Consider the following 25,063-nt stretch of genomic DNA (forward strand, 5'->3'; position numbering starts at 1 on the left):
CCGGGCATTCTCCGCCAGTCGACCGCCGCCGCAGGGTGCCGGACGACACCTCGGGTAGACCCGTCTTGGCGACGGGCGGACGGGGGTCAGCTTTCCTTCGGTCCCCGGACCAGCAGCACCGGCACTTCGGCGTAGCGGACGATCAGTTCGGCATCGCTGCCCAGCAGCGCCCGCGACAGGCCTCGGCGGCCGTGCGTGCCGAGCACGATGACCTCGGCCCCCCAAGTCTTGCACTCCTCGGTCACGAGGTCGCTGACGCGGGAAGAGAGGCTCTCGCTGAGCTGCGTGGTGACGTGCAATGCCGCTTCGCCGACGGCGGCCGCGGCGTCGGCGAGTACCTTCCGTCCGCCGGCGCGGATCTGCTCGAAGTTGTCGGGCGTGATGCCCAGGCCGGCGCTGGACATCATCGCGAACGCCTGCAGGTCCAGGGCGTGCAGCAGACGGATCTCGCCGCCGCTGAGTCTGGCCAGCCGGATCGCCTCCGCCAGGCCGGCGTTGGAGGTGGGGCTGCCGTCGACAGGAACCAGGATCTTGGCGTACATGGTCGTTGCTCCATCGGGTGGGATGGGAACATGCTAGCCCCGGAAGCGCCGGGCGGCACGGAGCCCCGTGCGCCCTGCGCCTCGCCCGGTCACTGCACGCTGAAGCTGTTGAGCGCCTTCGGGAACTTGAACAGCCACAGGTGCGTCAGGCGGTCCACCTCGTTGCCGCGCGTCACGCGCGACAGGACCGCGCCGCTGGCGCAGGTGCCGTCCTGGACGATCACGCCGTTGACGTCGACCGTGCACTCGGTCGGATCGCCGGCGACGACCTTGCCCTTCGCGTCCACCAGCACCGACTTCAGGCCGAAGTCGTTGTCGTTGATCAGCGCCAGCGTGTTGCCATCGACGATCGCCAGGCCTTCGGCCTTCTCGGCCTTCCAGCCCGCGGCGTTCAGGTCCAGCAGCACCGTCTTCTTCAGCTTCACGATGTTCGCCCAGCTCACCGCCGACGCGGTCACACCGTCGATGCTGTTCTTCTCGAGCTCGATGCCGATCGACGCGATGTCCGTCGCCGTCGCCGGCAGCTCGACGAGCATCAGGAAGTTGCGAAGCGCGCCGGTCGAGTCCGCGCCCTGCTCGACGACGATGAACTTGCCGTTGCCCAACGCCACCAGATCGCCCAGCTTGGCGCTGCCGGTGCGGTTGCGGTCCCACTTCTCGCCCTTGGCGGCGAGCGGGTAGCTCAGCGGGTACGCATAGAGCTTGGAGGTCTCGGTCTTCGGATCGAACTCGATCCAGCGCGCGAACTGCGCGAAGTCGCGCACCTTGACCTTGTCGTCCTTCTTGCCGTCCTGGTCCAGGTCGGCGCTGTCCACGGCCTCGATGCTCTTGCCGGCGTTGTCGACCGGATCGACCGGGCTCTGCAGGAAGCCGTGCAGCCTGCCGCTGCCGGTGTCCATCGCCAGGCCTTCCATGCCGCGGTTGGCGCGGCGGTTCTTCAGCACGTCGGGCAGGCTGCCGGCGGTCGTGCCCGGGGCGTAGCGCTTGACGATCTGGAAGGTCGCCGCATCGATCTTGACGATGAAGGGGCCGTATTCGTCCGAGGTCCAGAAGGCCTTGTTCGCGTCGTCGTAGACCAGCGTCTCGCTGTCCAGGCCGTTCGCGTCGAAGTTGCCCTTGGTCTGGTCGAACTTCAGCGTGTCGGCCAGCGGCACTTCGGCGCTGCTGCCCACGGCGCCGAAAGGCAGCGGGCGGCCCGTGACCTTGGAGCCGTTCGGGTTCTTCAGCGGATTCAGGCTGGAGATGACAGCGCCCTCGCTGCCCAGCGTGATCACGCCGATCGACGGCGCGAAGCTCGGCGCCGGGAACATCTTGGTCGTGACGATGGCGCCGTTGTCCGGACGCGGCGCGCTCGGGCTGTCGCCGTTGGGGCCGCGGTCGGTGATGCCCCAGAACTCCATCGCGCCCGCGGCGTTCTTGCCCTTGTAGACCAGACCCGAACCGACGGCCGGATAGAAGCCCTTGGGGAAGTCCTTCTTCGCGTCGGCGTTGCCGCCCTCGTAGGGCAAGTACTGGCTGTCGGCGGCGCGGATCTGGAACTTGGTGATCGCGACCGCACCGCCGGCCGTGTCCTGCGTGGCGCTGCTGGTCTCGGTCTTGCCGAGCAGCGTGGCCATCGTCGATTCGTAGTGCTCGACCGCCGCGGCGCGGCGGTTGGCGCTCATGGTGCGGCCCGAATAAGGCTGACCGTAGACGTCGTTCTGGCCGGCCGGCAGCAGCGCGGCGAAGGCCTTGTCGAAGTCGGCCGCGGCCAGGGTGAAATCCAGCGTCTTGGTCAGCGTGTCGTGCACGGCCGCCGTGATCCTGATGCCGTTGGTGGGATCGTCGTCCTCGTCCAGCGCCTGCAGGAACACCAGGCGGTTCTGCAGCTTGGCGTCGGTCAGCACGGCGGTGCCGGCCAGGTCGGCGGCGGCGACCGTCGCCGTGCAGGAGGCGCTGCCCACGACCACGCTGCCGACGCTGAAGGTGACCGTGTCACCGGTCTTGCAGGTGAACACGCCGTTCACGCCGGTCTTGCCCGTGATGCCCGAGGGCGCCGCGGCGTACGAGACGCCTTCCACCGGCGCGTCCACGAGCCGGGCCTGCAGCGCCTGGCTGTTCCCGGGGATCTCGTAGGAATCGTTGTCCTTGGTGTTGCACGCGGTCAGCGCCGCGGCGGCGGTCAGCGTCATCAGGGTCAGGCCGATGCGGCGCGATGCGCCGGACTTGGAGCGTTCGTTCGTCTTCTTCATGTCGATCTTTCGTGGCTCGAGGACTGCCGCGCCCAGCCTCCCTCGACAGGGCCGTGACGCGACAGGGCGGCACGCTAGGGGCCGGCGATGACAGGCCGGTGAAGCGCTTTACGAATCGACACGAATACGACAGAAAGCCGGGATTTCCCGGACACCACTCAGGACGCCGGTCTCAGGCGCCTGCTGAACTCCGCGTTGACCAGGCTGAACTGCGCTTTCAGTCCCGGCGTGGGCGACACCGACTGGGCAGGCGTTGGAGTTGGCTTGGGAGGCGTCTTCCTTGACTCGGAAAGCGAAGACTCCTGGGCCACTGCACCGTACAGGTGGCACAGAACCGGGGGCGGAGTGCCCCCTAAGTGGGAATAGAGATCCCTGGACGTCGTGTCGTAGAGATGGCCAGGTGGGGCATCGATCGTTCGGTCGCCGAGATGGGAATAGACCCCCCCAATGTCTGGCGCGGCCTCCTCGTTCGCCGAGGTGTCTGTACCCGCGGGTTCGAGCTCGAAGTAGTGGCCCTCCGGGGCGATGTCGCGATGCGGCAAGCTCCTGGGGTTTTGCATTTCCCTGACGACGGACAAGGCGGCGTCGAGCATGACCCGACCGGCGTAGTCGGAGCCGTGCTTGTCGAGACGGAGGTGCTGGGAACACGCCTGCACGTTGCCTGGCGTCACCCGCTTGATCAGTTTTGCCTTCGACGCCTCGTCCAATCCCTGGAACTCCGAGCGCAGCGCGTGGATCAGGATCTCGCGGCGCGCCATGTCCGGGTCGACCTTGTACAGGCGTCTGGCCTCGCTCACGTCGGCCTCGATCAGCTGAAACAGGGGCGCCTGTTGGCGCGCGGCCGCCGTGTTCACGACCGCGCACAGGGCCTTGCCAGCGCCATACGCGAATTTCGAACGCATCGGCTTCAATACGCCGGCATTGGCGGTCGCGCTGAGCTCGAGCCCCACCGACTTTGCATACCGGTTCAACGTCTCGCCACGGCTCGGATGCTTCGGATCCGACCACTGCTTGAAGAGCGTCGAGGCGCGGAACTCTTCCCTCGCTCTGGCTCTGGCGAAGGGTGAGTCGACAAACTCGTAGTCTGGAGACCCTCGGCCGGACTCGGCGCAGGTCGCATCAGGACGACCGTCCCTCCCCTGTACATCGTCGCTTGGCCCGGTGCCGGCGGTGCAATACATCGAATGGCTGGTGAACATTGGAATCCCTTCAAGAAAGTGCGCGCGACCCGCAGGACTCGCGCGCTTTTCAGTGAGGGATGGTCACCGCGAGATTCTCGGAATTCCAGGACGAAAGATGAGGGTCGCCTGACAGCAGAAAGCCCCGGGTCGCGTGAACGCGATCCGGGGCCCCGGTCAGACGGCTTGCAGAGGAGGGAATCAGCCGTTGACCTTGATCCGGTTGTTGACCGACTGGACGCCCTTGGCGGCCAGCGCCATCGAGCCCGCGCGGTCGCGCGAGGCGAGGTCAGGCGCCGTGCCGTCCAGCGTCACGTGGCCCTTCTCAGTCTCGACCTTGACGTCGATCGCGCTCAGCTTCGGATCGCCGGCCAGCGAGGTCTTGATGGACGTCGTGATCTGCGCATCGTCGATGGCGGCGCCGGCCTTGTCGGCGGCCCGTTCCATCTTGGCGCCGGCGTTGTCCATGGCCTGCTGGGTGTCCTGCTTCGCAGCTTCGGACTTCTGTTCCATCTTGGAGATGCCGTCGTCCAGGCGTTGGCCGGCGGTGCGGCCGTCATCCTCTCGACCGCAGGCGGTCAGGGCGACGGCGGCGACCACGGCGGGCAGCAGCAGGGACAGGGCGGCGGGGCGGGAAGCGTGCTTCATGGCGAGGTTCCTTTCGCGGGTGCGGGGCTTTCGCAGACATTCCGCGGGTGGCCGCGGATCCATGACTCCACTCTAGGCAAGCGCCTTTCTCCCGAGGGTCGGCTGCCGCCGGAAGCGCCGGTCGCCCGGCGTCCCGGCGGCCCGTAGGAACGCGCCTACACCCCGCCGCCGGAGGGAGGCTGGCCGCCCTCGCCGGCCGCGGTCGGCCCCGACGGACCCGTTGGCGGCACGCCGGGCATCGCAGCCATGCCGGGGAGGGGGAAATCGATCCGCGGGATGTCCGGCTCGTCGCGTCCGTCGCGCTTGAGCGGCAGCCAGGCGCACACCTCGGTGCCCTGCCCCGGCGCGCTGCGCAGGCGCAACTGTCCGCGCTCGGCCTCGACGCGGAAGCGCATGCCCAGCAGGCCGTGCGAGCCCAGGGCCAGCCGGGCCGGGTCGAAGCCCTGGCCGTTGTCGGCGACGATGACCATCGCCTGCGCGTACTCGCGCTTGAGCGAGACCGTCACTTCGGTCGCGTTCGCGTACTTCGCCGTGTTGGTCAAGGCTTCCTGCACCAGACGGAAGGCGGTCAGCTGGGCGCTCGGCGCCAGGTCGACGTCCGTATCCAGTGCCACCGTGATCGCCACGCCGAGGCGCTCCGAGGTCTCGCGGCACAGGATCTCCAGCGCCGGCACCAGGCCCAGCTGGTCCAGCGTCGACGGGCGCAGGTCCTCGATGATGCGGCGCTTGAGCGCGATGCCGCTGTTCAGCGTCTCGGTCAGGTGGTTGAGGCGCTGCATCAGATCGGGCGCCTCCGCCTGAAGCTTGGGCCGCAGCCGCGCGACATCGAGCTTGGCCGCCGTCAGCAGCGCGCCGAGCTCGTCGTGCAGGTCGCGGGCGAGCCGGGCGCGTTCGTCCTCGCGCGCGGTCTGCAGATGGCGGGCCAGCTGCGTCAGCTCGGCGGTGCGGCGCGACACCTCGACCTCCAGCCGGTCGCGCTCGGCGCGGACTTCCTGCGCCTGCTCCGCGCGCTGCACGTCGAGCGCCCGGCTCTTGCGCACGAACAGCACGAACACGATCAGGCTCAACAGCGTCATGCCGGCCACGCCGATGCGGCTCATCATCAGCGTGTCGTAAACCTGACCGGTGCCGAGCGCGATGCGCCGGTTCTCGTCGGTCAGCAGTTCGGCGGAACGACGCCGGATCTGTTCCATCTGGTCGCGGCCGATGTCGGTCATCATGAGCTCGCGGCCGGCCGATTCGCGGCCGGTCTCGTAGAGCTTGAGCACCTCCTGCAGCTCGCTCAGCTTGGCGCTGACGGCGCTGGCGATCTCCTTGCTGCGGCGCTCGGCATCCTCGGCCCCGACCTGCGCGTACATCCGCTGCAGCGAGTTCAGGCCCTGCGACGCGTCCTCGGCGGCGAATCGGTAGGGATCCAGGTATTCGGGCCGGCGGGTGATCAGGTATCCCCGTTGCCCTGACTCCGCGTCGGTCACGCGGGCCATCAGCCGGAGCAGTTCCATCCGGGCCCGGCCCAGCGTGTCCAGACGGTCCATCTGCGAGACGGCGCCGAAGTAGGCGAGCTCGCTGATCAGGATCATCAGCAGGGCCACGAACACGCCCAGCGGCATGGCCCAGGTCTTGCGACCAAGGTTCGTGACGGTGTCCTTCAGGCTCATCCTCTACACTCCCTGAGCGATTTCGCTCACTTGACCATCGCCACCATGATCCGAATCGCCATCGTCGACGACCACGCGATTGTCCGCGCCGGGCTGCGGCAATTCCTCTCCGAACAGGTCGACCTGCGCGTCACCGGCGAAGCCGGATCCGGCCGCGAGGCGCTGGACCTCGTGCGCGCCGGCGAGCTCGACGTGATGCTGATGGACCTCTCGCTGCCCGACCAGAGCGGCGTGGAGACCCTGGCCGCCATCAAGGCCCGCAAGCCGGAACTGCCGGTGCTGATCCTCAGCGGCTTCCCGGAGACGCACTACGCGACCACGCTGCTGCGCCAGGGCGCCAGCGGCTACCTCAACAAGGAATGCGACCCCGAGGAGATCGCCACGGCGATCCGAACGGTCTTCCGCGGCCGCAAGTACATCACGCCGGCCGTGGCGGAGCTGCTGGCCGACGGCCTGGGCGCGCCGGCGGACCAGGCCGCCCACGACACGCTGTCCGAGCGCGAGCTGCAGGTCTTCCTGCGGCTGGCGCGCGGCGAGACGGTCGGTCACATCGCCGACGGCATGTCGCTGAGCGTGAAGACGGTCTCCACCTACCGGTCGCGCGTGCTGGAGAAGCTGTCGCTCAACACCAACAGCGAGCTGACCTATTACGCCCTCAAGAACGGGCTGATCGAGTAGCGGCATCGCCGGCGTCGCGGTGGGCCGCGTCGACCAGGTCGCCGCAGTAGGCGAGCAGGTCTTCCAGCTCGGCCGATTTGTCGAAGACCTTGTCGGCGCCCAGGGCGAAGCAGCGTTGGCGCATGTCGGGCGTGGCGTAGTTGCTCAGCACGACGCGGCGCGCGCCGGGCAAGCGCTCGCTGGCGGCGCGCAGCACGTTCAAGCCGGTGCCCTGTGCCAGGAAGATGTCGATGATCAGCAAGTCGCAGCCGGGATGGTCCTGCGACAGCCAGTTCAGGGCGCCGTTCTCGTCGACCGCGTGGCCGAGGACGCGCAGGTCCACCATCTCCTCGAGCGTCGCCACCAGGTTCTCCCGGATGACGGCGTTGTCCTCGACGAGGAAACAGGTGAGGGCGGCGCTGGCAGGCTGGGCGTCCATGGAAAGGCTCGCGTACGGCTCGAAACCACAAGCGGGTACGCGCAAACGGACGGGTTGCCATGCAGACCGTCCGTTTGCGCGGTGCATCCGCAGGCGGGTGGTCAGGCCGCCTTCAGACACACGATCGTTGAATCGCGTCAGCGCATCAGTTGCGGATCGCGATCTCGTTCTTGACGCGCTTCACGCCCTTGACTTCACGCGCCAGGCGTTCGGCGTCGGACTTCTCCGTCGCGTTCTTGGCGAAGCCGGTCAGCATCACCTCGCCTTGCAGCGTCTCCACGTGGATGGAGCTGGCGTCGACCGACTTGGCTTCGACGAACTTGGACTTCACGGCCGTGGTGACCGCCGCGTCGTCGACGTATTCGCCGACGGAGGATTGACCGCGCGTCACGGCGCAGCCGGGCAGCAGGGTCAGGGCGCCCACAGCGGTGGCCAGGGCGAGAACGGTGGCTCGAATCATCATGTTGATCTCCTTCGATTGATGAAAAGGCTCGGACTCACGCGGCGTGGCGGTCTGACGACACGACAGCAGGGGCCGGCTCGGCGAACGTCGCGGGGGCGTGGTCCAGCAGATAAGGAAGCGCCGCTTCCAGACCCAGCACCGGTTCGTGGTCGCTGACCGCGGTCCATTGGACCTGGCAGGCGAAGTCATGAACGTGCAAGGCGAGGGAATGGTGGTCGGCGATGCCCATCTGTCAGCTCCTTGTGCACCCCGTGGTGCGCTGAGATGGACTTTACGTATCCCGAACAGGCCGCCCTGTCGTCCGCGTCCGCGATGTCTTGTAGGACAAGCGGAAGCGGCAACGCCCACGGTCCGAATGAGGCGTTGTCCTACAAGGTGTCGCGCGGGGCCCCCACAGGGGACGGGCCCCCCGCTCCCTAGGATGCAGGCATCGAATGAAGACCCGAGACGAGAACAAGATGAACCACTTCTCCGCCGCCGTTGGAAGCGCCGCCCAGGCGCCGGCTCCCGCCCATCCGGATTACCGCCCTTCCCATTGCGTGAACGCCGAGCTGCTGCTCTCCACGCCGCTGACGGTGGTGGTCAAGGCGCAGCTGTCCTACATCGATGCCGACGGCCGGGCGGACGTTCAAGAACTGGCTCTGGTGATCCCGCGCAGCCGCTGCGCCGGCGACCATCCGTACTGGCCGGCGCTGCTGTCCGCGGCGACAGAGCACTGGCAGCGCTGCCGCGGCAGTGCGCGTCACCTGTCGGCCTGCGTCGACGGTGAATGGCAGACGCTGCTGACGGCGCAGACCACGCACTGAGCGGCCTCCTCAAGCTGCTCTAAGACAGGGCGCGGATAATCCGTCGCTGGCCGATGGCCGGCCCGATGACGATGATCCGACGCCCTGTTTCCTTTCTCCCCGCGATCTTCCCCGCTGCTTTCCGCCCGATGGCGGGCGCTGCCCTGGCCGTCCTCGCCGCCATGTCGATGTCGGGCTGCGGCACCTTCGGGACGACCGCGGCCGAGCGCAAGAACGCCGTCTATCTCAACGAGCGATTCGCGTCGGACGAGACCTTCTCCCGCCTGTTTGATTCGAGCGTGCAGGACACCTGCGAGGCGGCGCGGCGGGCGCTGTTGAGCCAGGGATACGTGATCGGGATCGCGCTGCCGGATTCGATCTCGGGCACGAAGCGCTTTCAGCCCGAGGGCGAGGTGCACGTGGAGATCAGCTTCACGGTGGTGTGCGTGCCGGAAGGCGGCAGCGGCAAGCTCGCAACGGCGTATGTTTCAGCGCTCCAGGATCGCTACAACGTCAAGCGCAGCGCGAACTCCACCAGCCTGGGCGTGAGCGCGATCGGCTCGATCTCGGTGCCGTTGTCGTCGTCGACGGAGTCGCTGGTCAAGGTGGCCTCCGAAACCATTCCCGCCGGGCAGTTCTACGACCGGTTCTTCGCGTTGATGCAGCGCTTGATCACGCAGCAAGGGACGGAGGACACGAGCGATCTGGACAAGACGGGCGGGTGAGGCGCCTTCGGGCTCAAGGTTCACCTCAAGGGTTCTGAATCCGATCCCGGCTCTGAATCTTCGCGTCGAGTTCCCGAATTTCAGCCTCCAACAATGGATCGAGATCCGGAAACTCCCGTGACCCATATCGCTCAACCGTGAGCTCCATCGCCTCTTCGGATGACATCGGCCGACAGACGCGAGCGGCAATTTCCCAAGGCTTCATGTCGTGACCTCAATGTTTCGTTCCTTCGTATAACGAAGGAAGTGTTCCCAACTCTCGGAGCTCTTCTTCAACGAAAACTCCATGAATAGCGTGCGGCCAAACCGCCGCCAGAATTCTCGCCCCTCGGAAGACGCCAGCAACCCGATCAGATCTGAGCACGCTCGTCCGGCCGAGGGCATGGACGGGTGACTGCTGAGATCCAGCGGGAGCGGAGCATTGAAGCCCATGCGTGCCCATGCGTAGTAGCCAACCATGGCCATTGGCTCCTCGAGACTCGTGGCATCTCCCACCGCGCTCACCCACACCTTCGAGAAGTGCGCCAGTCGCCTTGCCTCGTGCAATTCGATGGCTACGCTGCGCGTGCCGATTCCAAGGCGGCGGAATTGAGGACGCAAAACGAAGGCCGCGTTCTGAATCTCGAAGACGTAATCGCCATTTTTATCCTGACTGATGGCTCGGACCAGCGGCTCGCTGAAGAGATCGGCGTTGATCGTCCGGAGTTCGATTCTTCCGTCGCTGATCGGCGCTACCTCCAGTCGACTGCCCTTCGGCGCTCCGGAGAGACGAATCAGCTCTTCATCGGCATACCAGCCGACCAACTCGGGCGCACGGTGCACCTGCACCATCGAGACATCAAACCACCGCTTCGTAATCTCATCCATCCGCACTGCTCCGCCACGACAACATGACGGAAAGTCTGGTGCGGGAAGTTCCTCCCGAAAACGAAAGAGGGCGCTTCGATGAGCGCCCTTTGACGAATCACTGGTGACAACCCACCTCCGGGTGTGCTGTCTCCCCCAAATTACTGTGGCGTCGATGCCTGCGGCTTGCCGGCCGTCCTGGTCTTGTCGATGACCAGTCCGCGGCGCTCCAGCAGCGGCTGGATCTGCGGCTCATGGCCGACGACACCGCGGAACAGCGTCAACGCGTCCTGGCTGCCGCCCTGCGACAGCAGCTTCGCGCGGAAGGCGTCGCCCAGCTCGCGCTTCAGGCCGCCGTTGGCCTTGAACCACTGCACCGTGTTGGCGTCCAGCACCTCCGACCAGACATACGCGTAGTAGCCCGCCGCGTAGCCGCCCATGATGTGGCTGAAGTAAGGCGTGCGGTAGCGCGGCGGCACCGCGTCGTAGTCGTAGCCCTCCTCGCGCAGCGCCTTGGCCTCGAAGGCCATCACGCCGTCCGCATCGGGGACCTGGTCCAGCGGCAGTTGATGCCAGCGCTGGTCCAGGCTCGCGGCGCTGAGGTACTCCGTCGTCGCGAAGCCCTGGTTGAACTGCTTGGCCGCCAGCACCTTGTCGAGCAGCGCGCGCGGCATCGGCTCGCCGGTCTTGTAGTGCTTCGCGTAGTGCGCCAGCACGCTCGGCCAGTCCGCCCACATCTCGTTGACCTGCGACGGGTACTCGACGAAGTCGCGCGGGACCTTGGTACCGGCCATGCTCGGGTACTTCACGTTCGAGAACATCCCGTGCAGCGCATGCCCGAATTCGTGGAACATCGTCGTGACCTCGTCCCACGTCAGCAGCGTCGGCTTGCCGTCCGCCGGCTTCGGGATGTTGAGGTGATTCGCCACCACCGGCTTCTGGTTCATCAGGCCGCTCTGGTCGACGTAGGCGTTCATCCATGCGCCGCCGCGCTTGGACGGCCGTGCGTACATGTCCGCGATGAAGATGGCCAGTTGCGAGCCGTCGGCGTTGAACACGTCGTAGACCAGCACGTCCGGGTGGTAGACCGGCAGGTCGTGACGCTGCCTGAACTTCAGGCCGTAGAGCTGCCCCGCCGCGTAGAACACGCCGTTCTCGAGCACACGCTTCATCTCGAAGTAGGGCTTGAGCTGCGACTCGTCGAAGCCGTACTTCTCGGCCCGCAGCTTCTCGCTGTAGAAGCTCCAGTCCCAGGCGGCCAGCTGGAAGGTCGGCTGCTGCTTCGCCTTCTGCTCGCGGTCGATGATCGCCTGCAGCTCCGCGCCTTCGCGGCGCGCGGCGCCGACCGCCGCCGGCGCGAGCTGGCGCAGCATGCCGTTGACGGCCTGCTGGTTGCGGGCGGTCTCGTCCTTCAGCACGAAGTCCGCGTGCGTGGCGAAGCCGAGCAGCTTCGCGCGTTCGGCACGCAGCGAGACGACGCGCGAGACCAGCGACGTGTTGTCGTAGGCATTGCCGCGCGAGCCGCGCACCACGGACGCTTCGTAGATGCGCTGGCGCAGCGCACGGTTCTCCAACTGCGCCAGCACCGGCTGACCGGTCGTGTTCAGCAGCGCGATCAGGTATTTGCCGTCCAGACCCCGCTCCTTCGCGGCGGACGCGGCGGCGGAGATCTGCTCGTCGCTCAGGCCCTTCAGTTCGTCGATGCTGTCGACCGTCACGGCGGAGTCGTTCACTTCCGCCAGCACGTTCTGGTTGAAGCGCGCGCCGAGCTGCGCCATCTCGGCGTTGATGGCCTTCATGCGGGCCTTGCCGTCCTCGTCCAGCTTCGCGCCGGCGCGCAGGAACTGGTTGTACTGGCGCTCGATCAGGCGCTGCTCCTGCGCGCCCAGGCCGAGCGACGCACGGCGCTGGTACAGCGACTCGATGCGCGCGAACAGCGTCGGATCCAGTTGAATCGCATCGCGGTGCGCGGCCAGCTTCGTCGCGTAGTCGGCCTGCAGCTTCAGGCGCGCGGGGTTCGCGTCGGCGCCGGTCAGGCTCATCAGCAGCGTGGTCGCTCTGCCCAGCGTGCGGCCGCCGCGTTCGAGCGCGACGATGGTGTTGTCGAAGGTCGGCGCCGCGGGGTTGCCGGCGATGGCGGCGACTTCGGCCAGATGCTCGGTCATGCCCTGGTCGATCGCGGGACCGATGTCGGCGTCGCGGATCTTGTCGAAGGGCGGGTACTGCAGCGGCAGGGCGCTCGGCGCGAGCAGCAGGTTGGCAACCGGCGCCGCGCTGGCGGCGGTCGATTCGGCGGAAACGGCCGCGGCGGCGGGCGCAGCCGTCTGGGCCATCACGGGAGCAGCGAGGGCCACGGTGGCGGCCAGGACGAAGGGAATCCTCATGGGGGACGGCCCGTCATGTGGGCGGGCGTTCGTGTTGTGCGAGGCGTCACCTTAGCCGAAGCGCCCCTCGAAGCCGAACGCCATGGGCGCCGTCCGCCCCGTGGACAACCCGCCCCGGGACAACCCTGAGGCCGCCACGAACACAGGCCTCCAGCCGTTCGCGACGAGCCCGTCCGATTAGCATCACCGCACATGTCTGAACGCACATTCCACTGGGCCGTGATCGGCCCCGGCTCGATTGCCCATCGTTTTGCCGATGCGGTCGCACAGCTCGACGGCTGCCGCCTGCACGCGGTCTGCGGCCGCGACGCGCAACGCGCGCAAGCCTTCGCCGGACGCTGGTCGCAGCCCGGCGAACCCGCCGTGCTCGCCCACACCGACCCCGCCGCGGTGATGAAAGATCCCGCCGTCGACGGCGTCTATGTCGCGACGCCGCACGGTCAGCATCACGACTACGTGCTGGCCGCGCTTCGGGCCGGCAAGGCGGTGCTGTGCGAGAAGTCGCTGGTGCCCAACCAGGAGATGGGCCGTCGCCTGGTCGAGGCCTCGCGCACGCACCGCGCCTTCCTGATGGAAGCGGTGTGGACGCGCTTCCTGCCGCTCTACCAGGACCTCGCGGCGTGGCTGCGCGACGGTCGCCTCGGCGCGCTGCGCGGCATGCAGTCGAGCTTCTGCTTCCCCGCGCCCTACGACCCGGACAGCCGCATCTTCAGTCCCGCGCTGGCGGGTGGCGCGCTGCTGGACGTCGGCATCTACAACCTGACCGCCACGCGCTGGGTGCTTCAGCACGCGCTCGGCGAAGTGCCGCCGCTGGTGGATCTGGCGGTGAAGGCACGACTCGCGCCCACCGGCGTGGAGGCGGGACTCGCGGTGACGCTCGACTTCGGCGACGGCCTGACTTCGCAGTTCCAGTGCGCCATCGACACCTTCGCGCCGAACACGATGCACATCCTCGGCGAGGCCGGTGCGATCGTGCTGCCGGAGACTTTCTGGGAGGCCACGCGCGCGCAATGGCTGCCGGCGCGCGGAGATTCCGAGACGATCGCGCGCCCGTTCGAGATCAACGGCTTCGAGAACGAGATCCGCGAGACGATGCGCTGCGCGCGCGCCGGCGAGATCGAGAGCCCCGTGGTGCCGCATGCGGAAACGCTGGCGGTGCTGGGCTGGATGGACCGCATCCGCGCCCTCGCGGGCGTGAGATCGCCGTTCGACGACGCCTTCCCCTCCAGCGCCTGAAGAGCGCCACCAGAAAGCGACGATGGAGACAAGACCTGCCGACTTCGACGACTCGATTCCGGTCCCGCTGCCGGACAGTCCGACCCTGCGGATCGAGCGCGCCGCGCCCGACGATCTGCCGCGCATCGAGAACCTCATGCAGTTCTACAACTACGATTTGAGCGAGTGGACGCCGGTGGCGTTCGCGCACGAGGGCCGGTACCAGCTGCGGCCCAAGGCGCCGTACTGGGCGCAGGACGACGTGCATCCGTTCCTGATCTGGGTCGGCGACGAGCTCGCCGGCTTCGCGGTGGTCGACGGGGAGTGCGAGCAGCCCGATTCGGACCACAACATGGGCTATTTCTTCCTCGCGCGCGGCTACCGAGGTCACGGCCTGGGCGCGCGCGCGGCGGGTGAGATCCTGGCCCGCTTCCCGGGCCGCTGGGAGGTCTACCACCTGATGGCGAACACGCCGGCGGCGCAGTTCTGGCCGGGCGCGATCCGCGGTCGAGCCGCAGGCGAGATCGTGCGGGAGGTGCGCACGCTCCACGAGGACGAGTGCTGCCTCTACCGCTTCACCGTCGCGCTGCCGCCCGGCGCCTGACACGGCGCCTGAAACGCGCGAGGCGCCCGGAGGCGCCTCGCTTTCAAGGGTCGATCAACGGCCGTTCAACGGAGCGCCGCCGCGCCGGGCGCACCCGGCGTGCCGGCACTGGGCAGCCGCTTGATCAGGGCGTTGAGCACCAGTGCGATCACCAGCAGCAGCGTCAACCCGAAGGCCCACGTCACCCACACCACCGGCACCAGCCAGCCGATCACCGAGCCCGCCATCGGCGCGCCGCTGCCGGCCATCTCCAATGCCCACTGCACGACGCCCTGGACGGCTTCGAGCAGGCCGGTGTCCAGGAAGGGCTCGACCCAGCCGGGGAACTTGAACTCCACCGCGCTCTTGCCGAGTTCGGCCGCGCGGCCGGTGGAGAGGGCCTCCACCGTCCAGCGCACCAGGCCGGCCGTGGCCCAGGCCAGACCGCTCCAGATCAGCGCGAACAGCCCGGTCACGGACCACAGGAAAGTTTTCATGGCGTTCGATGCCTCAGGACTTCAGGCGCGGCCGTTCAGTCGTCGCTGGAGCCGGCGAAGCCGAAGATGCTCAGCAGGCTGGTGAACAGGTTGAACAGCGACACGAACAGGCTGACCGTGGCCATCACGTAGTTCCGCTCGCCGCCGTTCACGATCATGCTGGTGTGGAACAGGATCATGCCCGCCGAGAGCAGCGCGACGACGCCCGAGACCACCACCGACAGCATGGGCAGCTGGAAGAACAGGTTGGCCAGCGACGCCAGGATCGCGATGATCATGCCGGCGAACAGGAAGCCGCCCATGAAGCTGAAGTCCTTCTTGGTCGCCAGCACGTAGGCCGACAGCACCAGGAAGGTCGCGCCGGTGGTGCCCATCGCCATGGCGATGATGCTGGCGCCGCCCGACATCTTCAGGATGGCGCCCAGCAAGGGCCCCAGCGTGTAGCCCATGAAGCCGGTCAGCGCGAACACCAGCGGCACCGAGGCGGCGCTGTTCTGCGTCTTGTGGATCGCGAACAGCAGGCCGAAGTAGCCGATCAGCGTGATGATCATGCCCGGCGCGGGCAGCCGGTACGCGACCGCGGCGGCCGCAACGGCGGCGCTGAACAGCAGCGTCATCGACAGCAGCGCGTAGGTGTTGCGCAGCACGCGCGCCACGTCGGCGCGCTGAGTGAAGACCGAATCGCCGCCGTGGGCGGTGGCGGGCGTCCAGCTCTGGGGGGACGCCGGTTGTCGTTGGAAGTCGCTCATGAGAAGTTCTCCTGGAGCTGGGGAAGTCGTGGAACCCGTTGGACGGGGAACGCGCTCGCGCGCGCATGAGGGGCTGACCTTAACGCCACCATCACATCGAATAAACCTGCTTAAAACTCATTTTGCTGAAGCAATTTCCGTCTCCAGTTCCTGCAGATTGATCGGGGTGCCGCGACGCTCCAGCAGCTTGGCCACCAGGGGGTGGTTCTGACCGCGGCGTGAGTAGATCGCGTGGACGTCCTCGACCACTTCGGTCTGGCCCAGCAGGTGCAGCCCGGCCATCAGCGACAGGTCGTCGGCGCCCAGGCGGCTGACCGGGAACACACCCAGGCCGCGGGCGGCGAAGACGCTCATCAGGGCGCTGTCCTCGAATTCGCCGACGATCTGCGGTCGGATGTGGTGCTGTTCGAACCAGCGCTCCAGGCCCGAGCGCAGCGAAGCGTGGCGCGTGGGCAGCAGCACCGGCAGCGTCTCCAGCACGTACGGGAAGCCCTTGTTCGGCGCGCGACGGGCGCGCTCGACCAGCTCGGCCGGGCCGTACCAGTCGACGGTGGTGCTCGCCAGCAGCTGGCTGGTGATGCGCAGCGTCGGATTGACGGGGGCCGGCTGGTCGGTGAGCACCAGATCCAGGTGATGCAGCGCGAGTTCGCCGATCAGCTGGTCGACCTCGCCCTCGTGGCAGACCAGGCGCAGCTGCGGGGTGTCCAGCACCGGCGCGAGCAGCGCGTGCGCGGCCAGCTTCGACAAGCCGTCCGACAGGCCCACCGAGAGGCGCTGCACGCGTTGCGTGGCGGCCTCGTGGACCTCGTTCGGCACCATCTGGCCGATCTGGAAGATCTCCTCGGCTCTGGCGAAGGCGGCCTGGCCGGCCTCGGTCAGCACCAGTCCGCGGCCCTCGGGCTTGAGCAGCTGATGGCCAAGCGAACGCTCCAGCTCCCGCACCTGCGCGCTGATCGTCTGCACCGCCATGCCCAGGCGGTCGGCCGCCCGGGCGAAGCCGCCCTCCTTGGCGACGACCCAGAAGTAGTGGAGGTGACGGTAGTTGAGGGTGGACATGGCGGGGCCTCCGAAAAAGACGAACCGGGATGATAACGAACTTCGCTTAAACGGAAGTTAAGGCGATTCAAGCGAAGGTTTTTCCGACAGCGTGTCGATCCGGTCAGGTGGAGTCCATGCCCCTGCCGGCTCGGTTCAGCGCGCGTTTGACGCGCACATCTTCACGCATTCTTCACGTCGTACTTCGTTTCTTGTGCGGATTGCAGTTCGGAAAAGCAGAACGCGCCGCAGGCCTCCCGGCCCCGGCGCGTTCAAGGAGTCCCGGAGGACTCGTCGGATCGGCGTCCTCAGATGGCGGCGAGACCCGCCTTCAGGTCGTCCCGCAGGTCTTCGATGTCCTCGATGCCGGCGGAGATCCGCACCAGCGAATCGGTGATGCCGAGCCGGTTGCGCGTCTCGACCGGAATCGATGCGTGGGTCATCAGCGCGGGCAGCGAGATCAGGCTCTCGACGCCGCCCAGGCTTTCCGCCAGCGAGAAGATCTGGACGCGTTCCAGGAAGCGGCGCGCGCCGGCCAGGTCGGTGTCGAGCTGGATGCTGATCATCCCGCCGCCGCCGCGCATCTGGCGCTTGGCCAGCGCGAGTTGCGGATGGCTTTCCAGGCCGGGGTAATAGACGCGGCGCACCTTGGGTTGCGCTTCCAGCCAGCCGGCGAGTTCCAGCGCGCTCTCGTTGTGGCGCGCCATGCGCAGCGCCAGCGTCTTCAGCCCGCGCAGCGCGAGGAAGCTGTCGAACGGGCCGGCGATCGAGCCGACGGCGTTGTGCAGGAACTCGAGCTGCTCGCGCAGCGCCGCCTGGCGCTGCTCGCCGCCGACCACCACCACGCCCGAGATCACGTCGCTGTGGCCGTTCAGGTACTTGGTCGCCGAGTGCATCACCGCGTCGAAGCCCAGTTCCAGCGGACGCTGCGACCAGGGGCTGGCGAAGGTGTTGTCGGCGATGGCCAGCGCGCCGTGCTCGCGCGCGATCTTCGCGACGGCGGCCAGGTCGGTCAGCGTCAGCAGCGGGTTGCTGGGCGTCTCGATCCAGATCATCTTCGTCTCGGGACGCAGCGCGGCGCGGACGTTCTCCGGCTTGCTGCTGTCGACGTAGGTGACCTGCAGGCCGGCGCTGCGCTTGCGCACGCGCTCGAACAGGCGGTAGCTGCCGCCGTAGAGGTCGTCGCCGGCGACGATGTGCGAGCCGGCGTCCAGCGTGTCCAGGATCGTGGCCATCGCGGCCAGGCCCGACGAGAAGGCGTAGCCCTGCACGCCGCCTTCCAGGCTGGCGATCGCGCGCTCATAGGCCTGGCGGGTCGGGTTGTGCGTTCGGCCGTACTCGTAGCCCTGGTGCACGCCGGGGCTCTGCTGGCGGTAGGTCGAGGTCGCGTAGATCGGCGGCATCACCGCGCCGGTCGTCGGATCGGGATGCTGGCCGCCGTGGATCGCGCGGGTGTCAAAGCGCAGATCCGCGCCGTGGGAGTACTTGTTGTCGTTGTCGGAGTCGTGGCTCATGACAAGCCCTTTCGCAGGTGGTTCAACAGGTCGAAACGGGTGACGAGGCCGTGGAAGCCGCGATCGTCGGCGATCACGGCCACCAGGCCCTTGCGCAGCTGCGCGATCAGGTCGGACAGCGGCGCGCCGGGAGGCAGGGTCTGCACATCATGACTCATCGCGCTGTCCACGCTGTCCTTGAAGTGGCGCGCGTCCATGTGCATCTGGGCGAGCAGGTCGGACTCGTCGAGCAGGCCGACCAGCTTGCCGTTCTTCAGCACCGGCAGCTGCGACACCTCGGCCTGGCGCATGCGCGAGAAGGCCGTGGCCAGGGTGTCCTCGGGGCTGACGCTGATGACGGCGCCGTCCTCGGGCAGGCGCGCGATCAGGTCGCGCAGGTCGCCCTTGGTGGCGCGCTTGAGCAGGCCCTGGTCGAACATCCACGGGTCGTTGTAGACCTTGGACAGGTAGCGGGTGCCGGTGTCGCAGACCAGCGTGACGACGCGCTTGGGCGTGGTCTGCGCGCGGCAGTACTTCAGCGCCGCGGCCAGCAGCGTGCCGGTCGAGGAGCCCGCCAGGATGCCTTCGGCGCGGTACAGGTCGCGCGCGGTCGCGAAGCTTTCCTCATCGGTGATCGAGTACGCGCGACGCACGCCGCTCAGGTCGGCGATCGGCGGGATGAAGTCCTCGCCGATGCCCTCGACGGCCCAGGAGCCGGCCTCGCCGAAGCTGCCGGTCTCGATGAAGTCCTTCAGGATGGAACCCGCCGGATCGGCGAGCACCATGTCGAGCCCCGGGCGCACCTTCGCAAAGAAGCGCGACAGCCCGGTGATCGTGCCGCCGGAGCCCACGCCGCAGACCATCGCGTCGATGCGATGGCCGACCTGCTGCCAGATCTCCGGACCGGTCGTGGTCTCGTGGGCGAGCGGGTTGTTGGGGTTGTTGAACTGGTCGGCGTACCAGGCGCCGGGGATGTCCTGGACCAGGCGCGCGGCGCGGTCCTGGTAGTAGTCGGGATGGCCCTTGCCCACGTCGGAGCGCGTGATGTGGACCTCGGCGCCCAGCGCCTTGAGCTGCAGCACCTTCTCTGCGGACATCTTGTCCGGCACCACCAGCACGACGCGGTAGCCCTTCGCCCGCGCGACCAGCGCGAGCCCGAGACCGGTGTTGCCGGCGGTCGCCTCGACGACGGTGCCGCCGGGCGGCAGCAGGCCGTCGCGCTCGGCGGCCTCGATCATCGACAGGCCGATGCGGTCCTTGATCGAGCCGCCGGGGTTCTGCGATTCGAGCTTCAGGAACAGCTGGCAGGGGCCGGTGTCGAGCCGGTGCACGGGGACCAGCGGCGTGTTGCCGATCAGGTCCAGCACGGCGGGCCTTTCAGGCGGCTGCTGCACGGGGATGGAAGAGGTCTCCTTGGCACTCATGGGCGCTCCTTGTGATCCTGGTGGGATGGTCGGGCGACGCGACCGGCGGGGGTGGTGCCGGGCGCGGGCAAACCGCGTAGGTTATCTGCTGGAGGCGATGGCCTCCAAGCGCGGTTGTCGCAGCAGCTTATCCGCGGATGGCATGAGCGGCCAGGGTCGGTCATGGCGGGACGGCTGTGGGGGCAGGGTGTGACCCGGCGATCACATCGGGACGATCACGGAAGCACCGACGCGCCGAGTTCCGGGAACACCTTGCCGACCTTGCCCATCAGGTATTCGCCGTAGGTGCCGGCGAAGACGTGAAGGTTGCTGGCGTCCCAGCGCGACGCGCTGTCGTCCTCGGCCGGCGGCAGGCCGGGGATCGGCTGGACGCGGCTGGTGAAGGACGGGTCGAGGAACAACGGCACGGACAAACGATCGTGCGCGCCGCGGTTGAGCTTCACGCGATGCGGCGTGCTGCGGTAGAGCCCGGCGGTCATGCGGTCCAGCATGTCGCCGATGTTGCAGACGAAGGTGCCGGGCAGCGGCGGCGCCTCGATCCAGCCGCGGCGGCCGTGGACTTCCAGGCCGCCGCTGTCGTCCTGGTAGAGCAGCGTGAGCAGGCCGTAGTCGGTGCGCTCGCCGACGCCCCACGGCGCGTCGACCTCGGCCGCGTCGGGCACGACGGGATAGTTGAAGAGCCGCAGCAGCACCAGCGGATCCGCAGTGACGTGCGTCAGGAAGTAGGCCGGCGGCAGATCGAGGCTGAGCGCGATGCCGCCCAGCACGCGCTGGCCGACGGCGGTCACGGCGGCGAGGTACTCGAGCACCGTGTCCCTCAATCCCGGCACGTCGGGCCAGAGGTTGGCGCCGTGCAGCGGCGTGCCGGCGAGCACGCGCGGATCCTCCGGCGGCAGTTCGGCACCCAGATAGAGCCCTTCCTTCCAGTCCGGCCGTCCCGAGGTCAGCTCGCCGCCGGCGCTGAAGTAGCCGCGCCAGGCGCGCCCGCCGTCGCCCATCGGCCAGCGTTGCTTCTGTGCTTCGGGCAGCGCGAAGAACACACGCGCCAGTCGGTCGAGCCGCTCGATCAGCGCGGGGTCGACGCCGTGATGGCTCACGTAGAAGAAGCCGTGCGCGCGGCAGGCCTCGCCGATCTGGAGGGCCGCGCGATGACCGCCGGGCGAGGCCGGATCGGCACTCGCCGGATCGTGCAGACCGGAGATGTCGATGACGGGCACGCGGTCGTGGAGGAGGCTCATGGCCTGAGCATGCCGCAAGCGCGAGTCCGCGTCGACGAAGGGGACGCAGAACGGGACGTGCGAAAGCCGCGCATGCATATGCCCAACCGTTCGTTCCGCGTGAAGGCCGTGGTTCCTAAGCTGATGTCCATCGTGAACCAACGCTCCACCGCTCCACAGCTCCCAAAGAAGGACACCACCGCCATGACCCTGAACGTGACCCGCCGCGCCCTGCTCGTGATCGCCACCTCGGCCGCCATGCTGGGCATCGCCCATGCGGACCAGCTGGACGACATCAAGAAGAAGGGCGAGCTCGTGGTGGGCGTGCTCGGCACCGACGAGCCCAACAGCTTCATCGACCCGAAGACGCGCGAGATCGTCGGCTACGAGGTCGACCTGGCGAATGCGGTCGCGCAGAAGCTCGGCGTGAAGCTGCGCCTGAAACAGCTGGCGGTCGCCGCGCGCATCCCCGAGCTGCAGCAGGGCCACGTGGACGTGCTGGCCGCGAGCCTCACGCACAACAAGGAACGCGAGGCGGTGATCGACTTCTCGCTGACCACCTTCGTCACCGGCCAGAAGGTGCTGGTCAGGAAGGACAGCGGCATCAAGGCGCTGAACCAGCTGGCCGGCAAGAAGGTCGTGACCATCAAGGGCGGCACCCAGGAACCCAACGTCCGCAAGGCCGTGCCGTCGGTGGACGTCGTCACCTTCGACACCGGACCGCAGGCCTTCCAGGCGCTGCAGCAGGGCAAGGGCGTGGCGTTCGTCAACGACGAGGTGTCGCTGCTCGACCAGTACGCCAAGCTCGGCCCGGCGGCGTCGCAGTACGAGATCCTGTCGGCCAACCTCAGCGTCGAACCGCTGGCGCTGGGCCTGCGCAAGGGCGAGACCAAATTGAAGGCGCAAGTGGACGGCGCGCTGCGCGAGCTCGAGGCCAACGGCACCGCCGAGCAGCTGTTCAACAAGTGGTACGGACCGTCTACGCGTCTGAAGTTCCAGACGCGCAGTTTCAAGATCGATAGCGACCAAGTGGAGGGCTGAGCACGACCCAGATGAACTGATCTACCTTGTCATCCGATGCGAGCACGCCCCGGCTTTGGCCGGGGCGTTGTTGATTGTGGGAAGCGTCGATTCCATGCCTCATCTCGATTTCTCGGTGCTGCTGCAAGGGCAGTTCCTCGACTGGCTGCTGGCCGGCGTGCGGCTGTCGCTGACGCTGACGGTGCTTGCGCTGGTGATCGCGTTGCCGCTGGGCACGCTGATCGCGCTCGCCCGTCTGGCGCCGTTTCCGCCGTTGCGCGCGCTGGCCTGGACCTATGTCGAAGCCGTGCGCAATGTGCCGCTGCTGGCGCACATGCTGTTCTGGTATTTCGCGGTGCCAGAGTTGCTGCCCGACGGGGTGAAAGCCTGGCTCTACGCCGGCAACGTCGAGGCGGCAGCGGCGCTCGCCGCACTGGCCGTCTACACGGCGGCGTTCATGGCCGAGGACGTGCGCTCCGGGCTGCGTTCGGTGCCGCCCGGGCAATGGGAAGCGGCGAAGTCGATGGGCCTGCGCTTCGCCGGTTCGGTGCGCTGGGTCGTGCTGCCGCAGGCGCTGCGGGCGACAGTCCCACCCTTGATCTCGCAGACACTGAATCTCTGGAAGAACACCAGCATCGCGACGGTCGTCGGCGCCGCCGAACTCATGTACCAGGCGCAGCGCGTGGAGTCCGCGACCTTCCGCGGCTTCGAAACCTTCGCGATGGCGACGGCGACCTACCTGGGCGTGTCGATGCTGATCACCGGCGCGGGCGTGCTGTACCAGCGCCGGTATCCGGTGCGGCCGGCCGGGCATTGAGGCGGTCGTGATGACCTGGAACACCCGGAGCGGATCGCGATGAGCATCGCCGAAATGATCGACACCTACTGGCTCTACGTGCTGGTAGGGCAGTACCCGAACGGACCCCTGGGCGGACTGGCGCTGACAGTGGTGCTGGCGACGCTGGGGCTGCTGCTCGCGCTGCCGCTGGGCGTGCTGCTCGGCGTCGCCCGCGTGAGCCGCCGCGCCTGGCTGCGCTGGCCGGTGACCGCGCTGGTCTACGTCGTGCGCGGCACCCCGCTGCTGATGGTGGTGTTCTGGGCCTACTTCTTCCTGCCGGCGGTGACCGGCCACAAGACGGACCAGTTCAACACGATGCTGGCGGCGCTGGTGATCTTCGATGCCGCCTACCTGGCCGAGATCGTGCGCACCGGCCTGCAGTCGCTGCCTTCCGGCCAGCGCCTGGCCGCCGAGGCGCTGGGCATGTCGCGGGGTCAGTCCTTGCGGCTGGTGCTGCTGCCGCAGGCGTTGCGCCACATGCTGCCCTCGCTGGTCAACCAGTTCGCGTCGACGATCAAGGAGACCTCGCTCGGCACGATCATCGGGCTGTCGGAGCTGTCCTTCATCGCCGGCCAGGTCAACGCGCAGGTGCTGGTGCAGCCGGTGGCGGTCTACGGAATGCTGGCCGGATGCTACTTCGGGATGTGCTTCGGGCTGTCGCGCCTCGCGCACGCGGTGGAGCGGAGAAGCAACCGCCAACGCGCAACACCTGTCACCGCGCCCTCGGCGCTCGACCGCGTCTACGCATTCATGCGAGGCGGACTACGGAATCCAGTGAGCGCGCTGGCGAGGAACACAAGAACCAGTCAGTGACGGCAGAGGGCGATGAGATCAACCTAGCGACTTCGCAACCCGATGTGTTCATCGAGTCACTGAATCGGTTTCAGCGACAACGCCTCGGAGCGATTCTCGGAAAGGAAGACCGTGTTCGATCAAGCGCTCTACCAACGCGCCCTCGCCGTCGCCGACCAGCCCGTCGAGGAGCGCGATCTCATCAACGCAGCACTCCGCGCATTCATTGCCCGCCAAGCTCAGTTCAGGCTTGCAGACATGGGAGGAACCGCTCCCGATCTCCCCGATGTGCCTCGCCGTCGTCCTCCCCTGAGCGTTCCGGAGGGCTGGGAATGAGGAGGGTCGTTGTCGATACTTCTGTCTGGATCGACCATTTCCGACGTCGCAATCCTGCGTTGCTGGCGCTGCTTGAGGCGGACGTCGTGCTTGCCCACCCGATGATCATCGGTGAGTTGCGCTGCGGCTCGTTGCCGCAGCCGCGAGGCAATGCCCTTTCCACCCTGGACGAACTGGACCAAAGCGCGCCGGTCAGCGTGAACGAGGTCATCCGCCTGATTGAAGACGAGGAGATCTTTGGAAAAGGTTGTGGTCTCGTCGACATGTCATTGCTGATGTCGACCTTGAAGACGCCTGGGGCGAGGTTGTGGGCGTCCGACAAGAGTCTGGCGGCCGTGGCCAGGCAGCTGGGTATTGCCCATGAAGTCCCGCCCGCGAGAACTGATCGGACGAGTCAGGGCGAACTCACCGCTGCATGCCCCACCGCGTGACCGTCGCCTTCTCGATGGTGCTGAAGACGAGGCGCTCGACGAGCCATCCGATCAGGATGACCAAGGCCAGGCCTGCGAAGACCCGATCGGTCTGCAGTTCGTTGCGGTTCTGGAAGATGTACCAGCCCAGACCGCCTTGGCCCGATGAGGCACCGAAGAAAAGCTCGGCGGCGATCAGCGTCCGCCACGCAAAGGCCCAGCCGACGCGCAGCCCTGACAAGATCGACGGCAATGCTGCCGGCAGCAGGATCTGTGCGACATAGCGCGGTCCCGTGAGGCCGTAATTGCGACCTGCCATGCGCAGCGTCTCCGGCACGGACGAGAAGCCCGCCGAGGCCGCCAGGGCCAACGGCCACAGCACCGCGTGCACGAGCACGAAGATCAGGCTCCCCGAGCCCAGTCCGAACCACAGCAGCGCCAGCGGCAGCAAGGCGATCGCCGGCAACGGGTTGAACATCGCCGTCAGGCTGGCCAGCAAGTCCCGGCCCCAGCGCGACGAGGTCGCCAGCGCGGTCAGTCCGAGCGCGAGCACCACCCCCAGCGCGTAGCCCTGCAGCAGCAGCTTCAGCGAGATCCCCGCGCGCACCAGCAGTTCGCCGCCGTACAAGCCTTCCCACAGCGCTCGTGCCGCGGAGACGAACGAGGGGAACAGCAGATCGTTGTCCGCCGCGCGCGCAGCGACTTCCCAGAGCGTGGCCAGCAACGCCAGCAACGCGGCTTGGCGCCACGCGCTCGAATCCAGTGCGCGACGCCAGAGCGGCGTCGATACCACCTGCACGGGCACGTAGTCGGCGAGCGTTTCCTCGCGCTCGGCGCGCAGGGGCGGATCGAACGGCCGCTGCGTCGGCAGCACGGTGACGGTCATCGGTGAATCCTC

General features: G+C 67.6%; 26 protein-coding genes. 9 read left to right on the forward strand and 17 right to left on the reverse strand.

Translation table 11 applies throughout. From position 1 onward, the window contains the following. Window positions 1-86: 86 nt before the first annotated feature. The 5 genes from PV762_RS14835 to PV762_RS14855 form a co-directional block, all read right to left on the reverse strand. On the reverse strand, window positions 87-542 hold the full coding sequence (locus PV762_RS14835; protein WP_421035783.1) for a universal stress protein: 456 nt from the start codon (window positions 540-542) through the stop codon (window positions 87-89). 89 nt (window positions 543-631) lie between these two features. Continuing rightward, window positions 632-2,773, reverse strand: a complete 2,142-nt coding sequence (locus tag PV762_RS14840; RefSeq protein ID WP_421035784.1) for an esterase-like activity of phytase family protein — start codon at window positions 2,771-2,773, stop codon at window positions 632-634. Between the two features lie 158 nt (window positions 2,774-2,931). After that, window positions 2,932-3,972: a hypothetical protein gene (locus PV762_RS14845; RefSeq protein WP_421035785.1), complete on the reverse strand. Its 1,041-nt coding sequence runs from the start codon at window positions 3,970-3,972 to the stop codon at window positions 2,932-2,934. 180 nt (window positions 3,973-4,152) lie between these two features. Next, on the reverse strand, window positions 4,153-4,599 hold the full coding sequence (locus PV762_RS14850; protein ID WP_421035786.1) for a BON domain-containing protein: 447 nt from the start codon (window positions 4,597-4,599) through the stop codon (window positions 4,153-4,155). Window positions 4,600-4,754: 155 nt separating this feature from the next. Beyond that, the gene (locus PV762_RS14855; protein WP_421035787.1) at window positions 4,755-6,257 is read right to left on the reverse strand and encodes a CHASE3 domain-containing protein; all 1,503 of its coding nucleotides are present in this window, start codon (window positions 6,255-6,257) and stop codon (window positions 4,755-4,757) included. 45 nt (window positions 6,258-6,302) lie between these two features. Between PV762_RS14855 and PV762_RS14860 the strand changes: the two genes are divergently transcribed. After that, entirely contained in the window at window positions 6,303-6,935 is a 633-nt protein-coding gene (locus tag PV762_RS14860) for a response regulator (protein ID WP_421035788.1), read from the forward strand. Here the strand turns inward: PV762_RS14860 and PV762_RS14865 are convergent. The 3 genes from PV762_RS14865 to PV762_RS14875 form a co-directional block, all read right to left on the reverse strand. Next, a complete protein-coding gene (locus PV762_RS14865; RefSeq protein WP_421035789.1) occupies window positions 6,913-7,353 on the reverse strand; it encodes a response regulator transcription factor in 441 nt (146 codons plus the stop codon). The genes PV762_RS14860 and PV762_RS14865 overlap by 23 nt on opposite strands. A 145-nt stretch (window positions 7,354-7,498) precedes the next feature. Further along, a complete protein-coding gene (locus tag PV762_RS14870; protein WP_297524751.1) occupies window positions 7,499-7,813 on the reverse strand; it encodes a BON domain-containing protein in 315 nt (104 codons plus the stop codon). A 37-nt stretch (window positions 7,814-7,850) separates the two neighbouring features. Continuing rightward, window positions 7,851-8,045 (reverse strand): hypothetical protein, encoded by a 195-nt coding sequence (locus tag PV762_RS14875; protein WP_297524734.1) that lies wholly within the window; start codon window positions 8,043-8,045, stop codon window positions 7,851-7,853. 205 nt (window positions 8,046-8,250) lie between these two features. On the opposite strand from PV762_RS14875, the gene PV762_RS14880 reads away from it, so the two are divergent. Further along, window positions 8,251-8,622 carry a hypothetical protein gene (locus PV762_RS14880; RefSeq protein WP_421035790.1) on the forward strand — a complete coding sequence of 124 codons (372 nt, stop codon included), beginning with the start codon at window positions 8,251-8,253 and terminating at the stop codon, window positions 8,620-8,622. Between the two features lie 65 nt (window positions 8,623-8,687). Continuing rightward, window positions 8,688-9,326, forward strand: coding sequence for a DUF2242 domain-containing protein (locus PV762_RS14885; protein WP_421035791.1), 639 nt, complete (start codon window positions 8,688-8,690; stop codon window positions 9,324-9,326). A 201-nt stretch (window positions 9,327-9,527) separates the two neighbouring features. Here PV762_RS14885 and PV762_RS14890 read toward each other — a convergent pair whose 3' ends face one another. Both PV762_RS14890 and PV762_RS14895 read right to left on the reverse strand, forming a co-directional pair. Next, a complete protein-coding gene (locus PV762_RS14890) occupies window positions 9,528-10,193 on the reverse strand; it encodes a hypothetical protein (protein WP_421035792.1) in 666 nt (221 codons plus the stop codon). Between the two features lie 140 nt (window positions 10,194-10,333). Beyond that, entirely contained in the window at window positions 10,334-12,556 is a 2,223-nt protein-coding gene (locus tag PV762_RS14895; RefSeq protein ID WP_421035793.1) for a M3 family metallopeptidase, read from the reverse strand. Between the two features lie 192 nt (window positions 12,557-12,748). Between PV762_RS14895 and PV762_RS14900 the strand changes: the two genes are divergently transcribed. Both PV762_RS14900 and PV762_RS14905 read left to right on the forward strand, forming a co-directional pair. Continuing rightward, window positions 12,749-13,792 (forward strand): Gfo/Idh/MocA family protein, encoded by a 1,044-nt coding sequence (locus PV762_RS14900; protein WP_421035794.1) that lies wholly within the window; start codon window positions 12,749-12,751, stop codon window positions 13,790-13,792. A gap of 22 nt (window positions 13,793-13,814) precedes the next feature. Next, window positions 13,815-14,375: a GNAT family N-acetyltransferase gene (locus PV762_RS14905; protein ID WP_421035795.1), complete on the forward strand. Its 561-nt coding sequence runs from the start codon at window positions 13,815-13,817 to the stop codon at window positions 14,373-14,375. A gap of 65 nt (window positions 14,376-14,440) precedes the next feature. Here PV762_RS14905 and PV762_RS14910 read toward each other — a convergent pair whose 3' ends face one another. From PV762_RS14910 to PV762_RS14935, 6 genes are all read right to left on the reverse strand, one after another. Next, complete coding sequence (locus PV762_RS14910) at window positions 14,441-14,851, reverse strand: hypothetical protein (protein ID WP_421035796.1); 411 nt, start codon at window positions 14,849-14,851, stop codon at window positions 14,441-14,443. A gap of 35 nt (window positions 14,852-14,886) precedes the next feature. Next, a complete protein-coding gene (locus tag PV762_RS14915; RefSeq protein ID WP_421035797.1) occupies window positions 14,887-15,600 on the reverse strand; it encodes a Bax inhibitor-1/YccA family protein in 714 nt (237 codons plus the stop codon). Between the two features lie 117 nt (window positions 15,601-15,717). Continuing rightward, window positions 15,718-16,656, reverse strand: coding sequence for a LysR family transcriptional regulator (locus tag PV762_RS14920; RefSeq protein ID WP_421035798.1), 939 nt, complete (start codon window positions 16,654-16,656; stop codon window positions 15,718-15,720). Between the two features lie 287 nt (window positions 16,657-16,943). Further along, on the reverse strand, window positions 16,944-18,149 hold the full coding sequence (locus PV762_RS14925; protein ID WP_421035799.1) for a trans-sulfuration enzyme family protein: 1,206 nt from the start codon (window positions 18,147-18,149) through the stop codon (window positions 16,944-16,946). Then, window positions 18,146-19,552 carry a pyridoxal-phosphate dependent enzyme gene (locus PV762_RS14930; protein WP_421035800.1) on the reverse strand — a complete coding sequence of 469 codons (1,407 nt, stop codon included), beginning with the start codon at window positions 19,550-19,552 and terminating at the stop codon, window positions 18,146-18,148. The genes PV762_RS14925 and PV762_RS14930 overlap by 4 nt, the downstream gene beginning before the upstream one ends. Before the next feature lie 215 nt (window positions 19,553-19,767). Beyond that, window positions 19,768-20,790 carry an isopenicillin N synthase family dioxygenase gene (locus PV762_RS14935; protein ID WP_421035801.1) on the reverse strand — a complete coding sequence of 341 codons (1,023 nt, stop codon included), beginning with the start codon at window positions 20,788-20,790 and terminating at the stop codon, window positions 19,768-19,770. Between the two features lie 183 nt (window positions 20,791-20,973). Between PV762_RS14935 and PV762_RS14940 the strand changes: the two genes are divergently transcribed. From PV762_RS14940 to PV762_RS14955, 4 genes are all read left to right on the forward strand, one after another. Next, entirely contained in the window at window positions 20,974-21,810 is an 837-nt protein-coding gene (locus PV762_RS14940; protein ID WP_421035802.1) for an ABC transporter substrate-binding protein, read from the forward strand. Between the two features lie 94 nt (window positions 21,811-21,904). Then, window positions 21,905-22,606 carry an amino acid ABC transporter permease gene (locus PV762_RS14945; RefSeq protein ID WP_421035803.1) on the forward strand — a complete coding sequence of 234 codons (702 nt, stop codon included), beginning with the start codon at window positions 21,905-21,907 and terminating at the stop codon, window positions 22,604-22,606. Window positions 22,607-22,645: 39 nt separating this feature from the next. Further along, entirely contained in the window at window positions 22,646-23,440 is a 795-nt protein-coding gene (locus tag PV762_RS14950) for an amino acid ABC transporter permease (RefSeq protein WP_421035804.1), read from the forward strand. 311 nt (window positions 23,441-23,751) lie between these two features. Further along, window positions 23,752-24,186: a type II toxin-antitoxin system VapC family toxin gene (locus PV762_RS14955; RefSeq protein WP_421035805.1), complete on the forward strand. Its 435-nt coding sequence runs from the start codon at window positions 23,752-23,754 to the stop codon at window positions 24,184-24,186. Here PV762_RS14955 and PV762_RS14960 read toward each other — a convergent pair. After that, window positions 24,161-25,051 (reverse strand): ABC transporter permease, encoded by an 891-nt coding sequence (locus PV762_RS14960; protein ID WP_421035806.1) that lies wholly within the window; start codon window positions 25,049-25,051, stop codon window positions 24,161-24,163. The two genes, PV762_RS14955 and PV762_RS14960, sit on opposite strands and share 26 nt — an antisense overlap. Between the last annotated feature and the right edge of the window lie 12 nt (window positions 25,052-25,063).

The sequence above is a fragment of the Mitsuaria sp. CC2 genome (assembly GCF_048957715.1).
Lineage (GTDB): Bacteria > Pseudomonadota > Gammaproteobacteria > Burkholderiales > Burkholderiaceae_C > Roseateles.

What these genes read in the sequence shown, in the direction of transcription:
- PV762_RS14890 (WP_421035792.1), bottom strand. Translation starts at nt 10,193, where the DNA reads ATGGATGAGATTACGAAGCGGTGGTTTGATGTCTCGATGGTGCAGGTG.
- PV762_RS14950 (WP_421035804.1), top strand. Translation starts at nt 22,646, where the DNA reads ATGAGCATCGCCGAAATGATCGACACCTACTGGCTCTACGTGCTGGTA.
- PV762_RS14860 (WP_421035788.1), top strand. Translation starts at nt 6,303, where the DNA reads ATGATCCGAATCGCCATCGTCGACGACCACGCGATTGTCCGCGCCGGG.
- PV762_RS14915 (WP_421035797.1), bottom strand. Translation starts at nt 15,600, where the DNA reads ATGAGCGACTTCCAACGACAACCGGCGTCCCCCCAGAGCTGGACGCCC.
- PV762_RS14845 (WP_421035785.1), bottom strand. Translation starts at nt 3,972, where the DNA reads ATGTTCACCAGCCATTCGATGTATTGCACCGCCGGCACCGGGCCAAGC.
- PV762_RS14935 (WP_421035801.1), bottom strand. Translation starts at nt 20,790, where the DNA reads ATGAGCCTCCTCCACGACCGCGTGCCCGTCATCGACATCTCCGGTCTG.
- PV762_RS14895 (WP_421035793.1), bottom strand. Translation starts at nt 12,556, where the DNA reads ATGAGGATTCCCTTCGTCCTGGCCGCCACCGTGGCCCTCGCTGCTCCC.
- PV762_RS14945 (WP_421035803.1), top strand. Translation starts at nt 21,905, where the DNA reads ATGCCTCATCTCGATTTCTCGGTGCTGCTGCAAGGGCAGTTCCTCGAC.
- PV762_RS14930 (WP_421035800.1), bottom strand. Translation starts at nt 19,552, where the DNA reads ATGAGTGCCAAGGAGACCTCTTCCATCCCCGTGCAGCAGCCGCCTGAA.
- PV762_RS14835 (WP_421035783.1), bottom strand. Translation starts at nt 542, where the DNA reads ATGTACGCCAAGATCCTGGTTCCTGTCGACGGCAGCCCCACCTCCAAC.
- PV762_RS14910 (WP_421035796.1), bottom strand. Translation starts at nt 14,851, where the DNA reads ATGAAAACTTTCCTGTGGTCCGTGACCGGGCTGTTCGCGCTGATCTGG.
- PV762_RS14880 (WP_421035790.1), top strand. Translation starts at nt 8,251, where the DNA reads ATGAAGACCCGAGACGAGAACAAGATGAACCACTTCTCCGCCGCCGTT.
- PV762_RS14905 (WP_421035795.1), top strand. Translation starts at nt 13,815, where the DNA reads ATGGAGACAAGACCTGCCGACTTCGACGACTCGATTCCGGTCCCGCTG.
- PV762_RS14865 (WP_421035789.1), bottom strand. Translation starts at nt 7,353, where the DNA reads ATGGACGCCCAGCCTGCCAGCGCCGCCCTCACCTGTTTCCTCGTCGAG.
- PV762_RS14875 (WP_297524734.1), bottom strand. Translation starts at nt 8,045, where the DNA reads ATGGGCATCGCCGACCACCATTCCCTCGCCTTGCACGTTCATGACTTC.
- PV762_RS14840 (WP_421035784.1), bottom strand. Translation starts at nt 2,773, where the DNA reads ATGAAGAAGACGAACGAACGCTCCAAGTCCGGCGCATCGCGCCGCATC.
- PV762_RS14900 (WP_421035794.1), top strand. Translation starts at nt 12,749, where the DNA reads ATGTCTGAACGCACATTCCACTGGGCCGTGATCGGCCCCGGCTCGATT.
- PV762_RS14955 (WP_421035805.1), top strand. Translation starts at nt 23,752, where the DNA reads ATGAGGAGGGTCGTTGTCGATACTTCTGTCTGGATCGACCATTTCCGA.
- PV762_RS14940 (WP_421035802.1), top strand. Translation starts at nt 20,974, where the DNA reads ATGACCCTGAACGTGACCCGCCGCGCCCTGCTCGTGATCGCCACCTCG.
- PV762_RS14850 (WP_421035786.1), bottom strand. Translation starts at nt 4,599, where the DNA reads ATGAAGCACGCTTCCCGCCCCGCCGCCCTGTCCCTGCTGCTGCCCGCC.
- PV762_RS14885 (WP_421035791.1), top strand. Translation starts at nt 8,688, where the DNA reads ATGACGATGATCCGACGCCCTGTTTCCTTTCTCCCCGCGATCTTCCCC.
- PV762_RS14925 (WP_421035799.1), bottom strand. Translation starts at nt 18,149, where the DNA reads ATGAGCCACGACTCCGACAACGACAACAAGTACTCCCACGGCGCGGAT.
- PV762_RS14960 (WP_421035806.1), bottom strand. Translation starts at nt 25,051, where the DNA reads ATGACCGTCACCGTGCTGCCGACGCAGCGGCCGTTCGATCCGCCCCTG.
- PV762_RS14870 (WP_297524751.1), bottom strand. Translation starts at nt 7,813, where the DNA reads ATGATTCGAGCCACCGTTCTCGCCCTGGCCACCGCTGTGGGCGCCCTG.
- PV762_RS14855 (WP_421035787.1), bottom strand. Translation starts at nt 6,257, where the DNA reads ATGAGCCTGAAGGACACCGTCACGAACCTTGGTCGCAAGACCTGGGCC.
- PV762_RS14920 (WP_421035798.1), bottom strand. Translation starts at nt 16,656, where the DNA reads ATGTCCACCCTCAACTACCGTCACCTCCACTACTTCTGGGTCGTCGCC.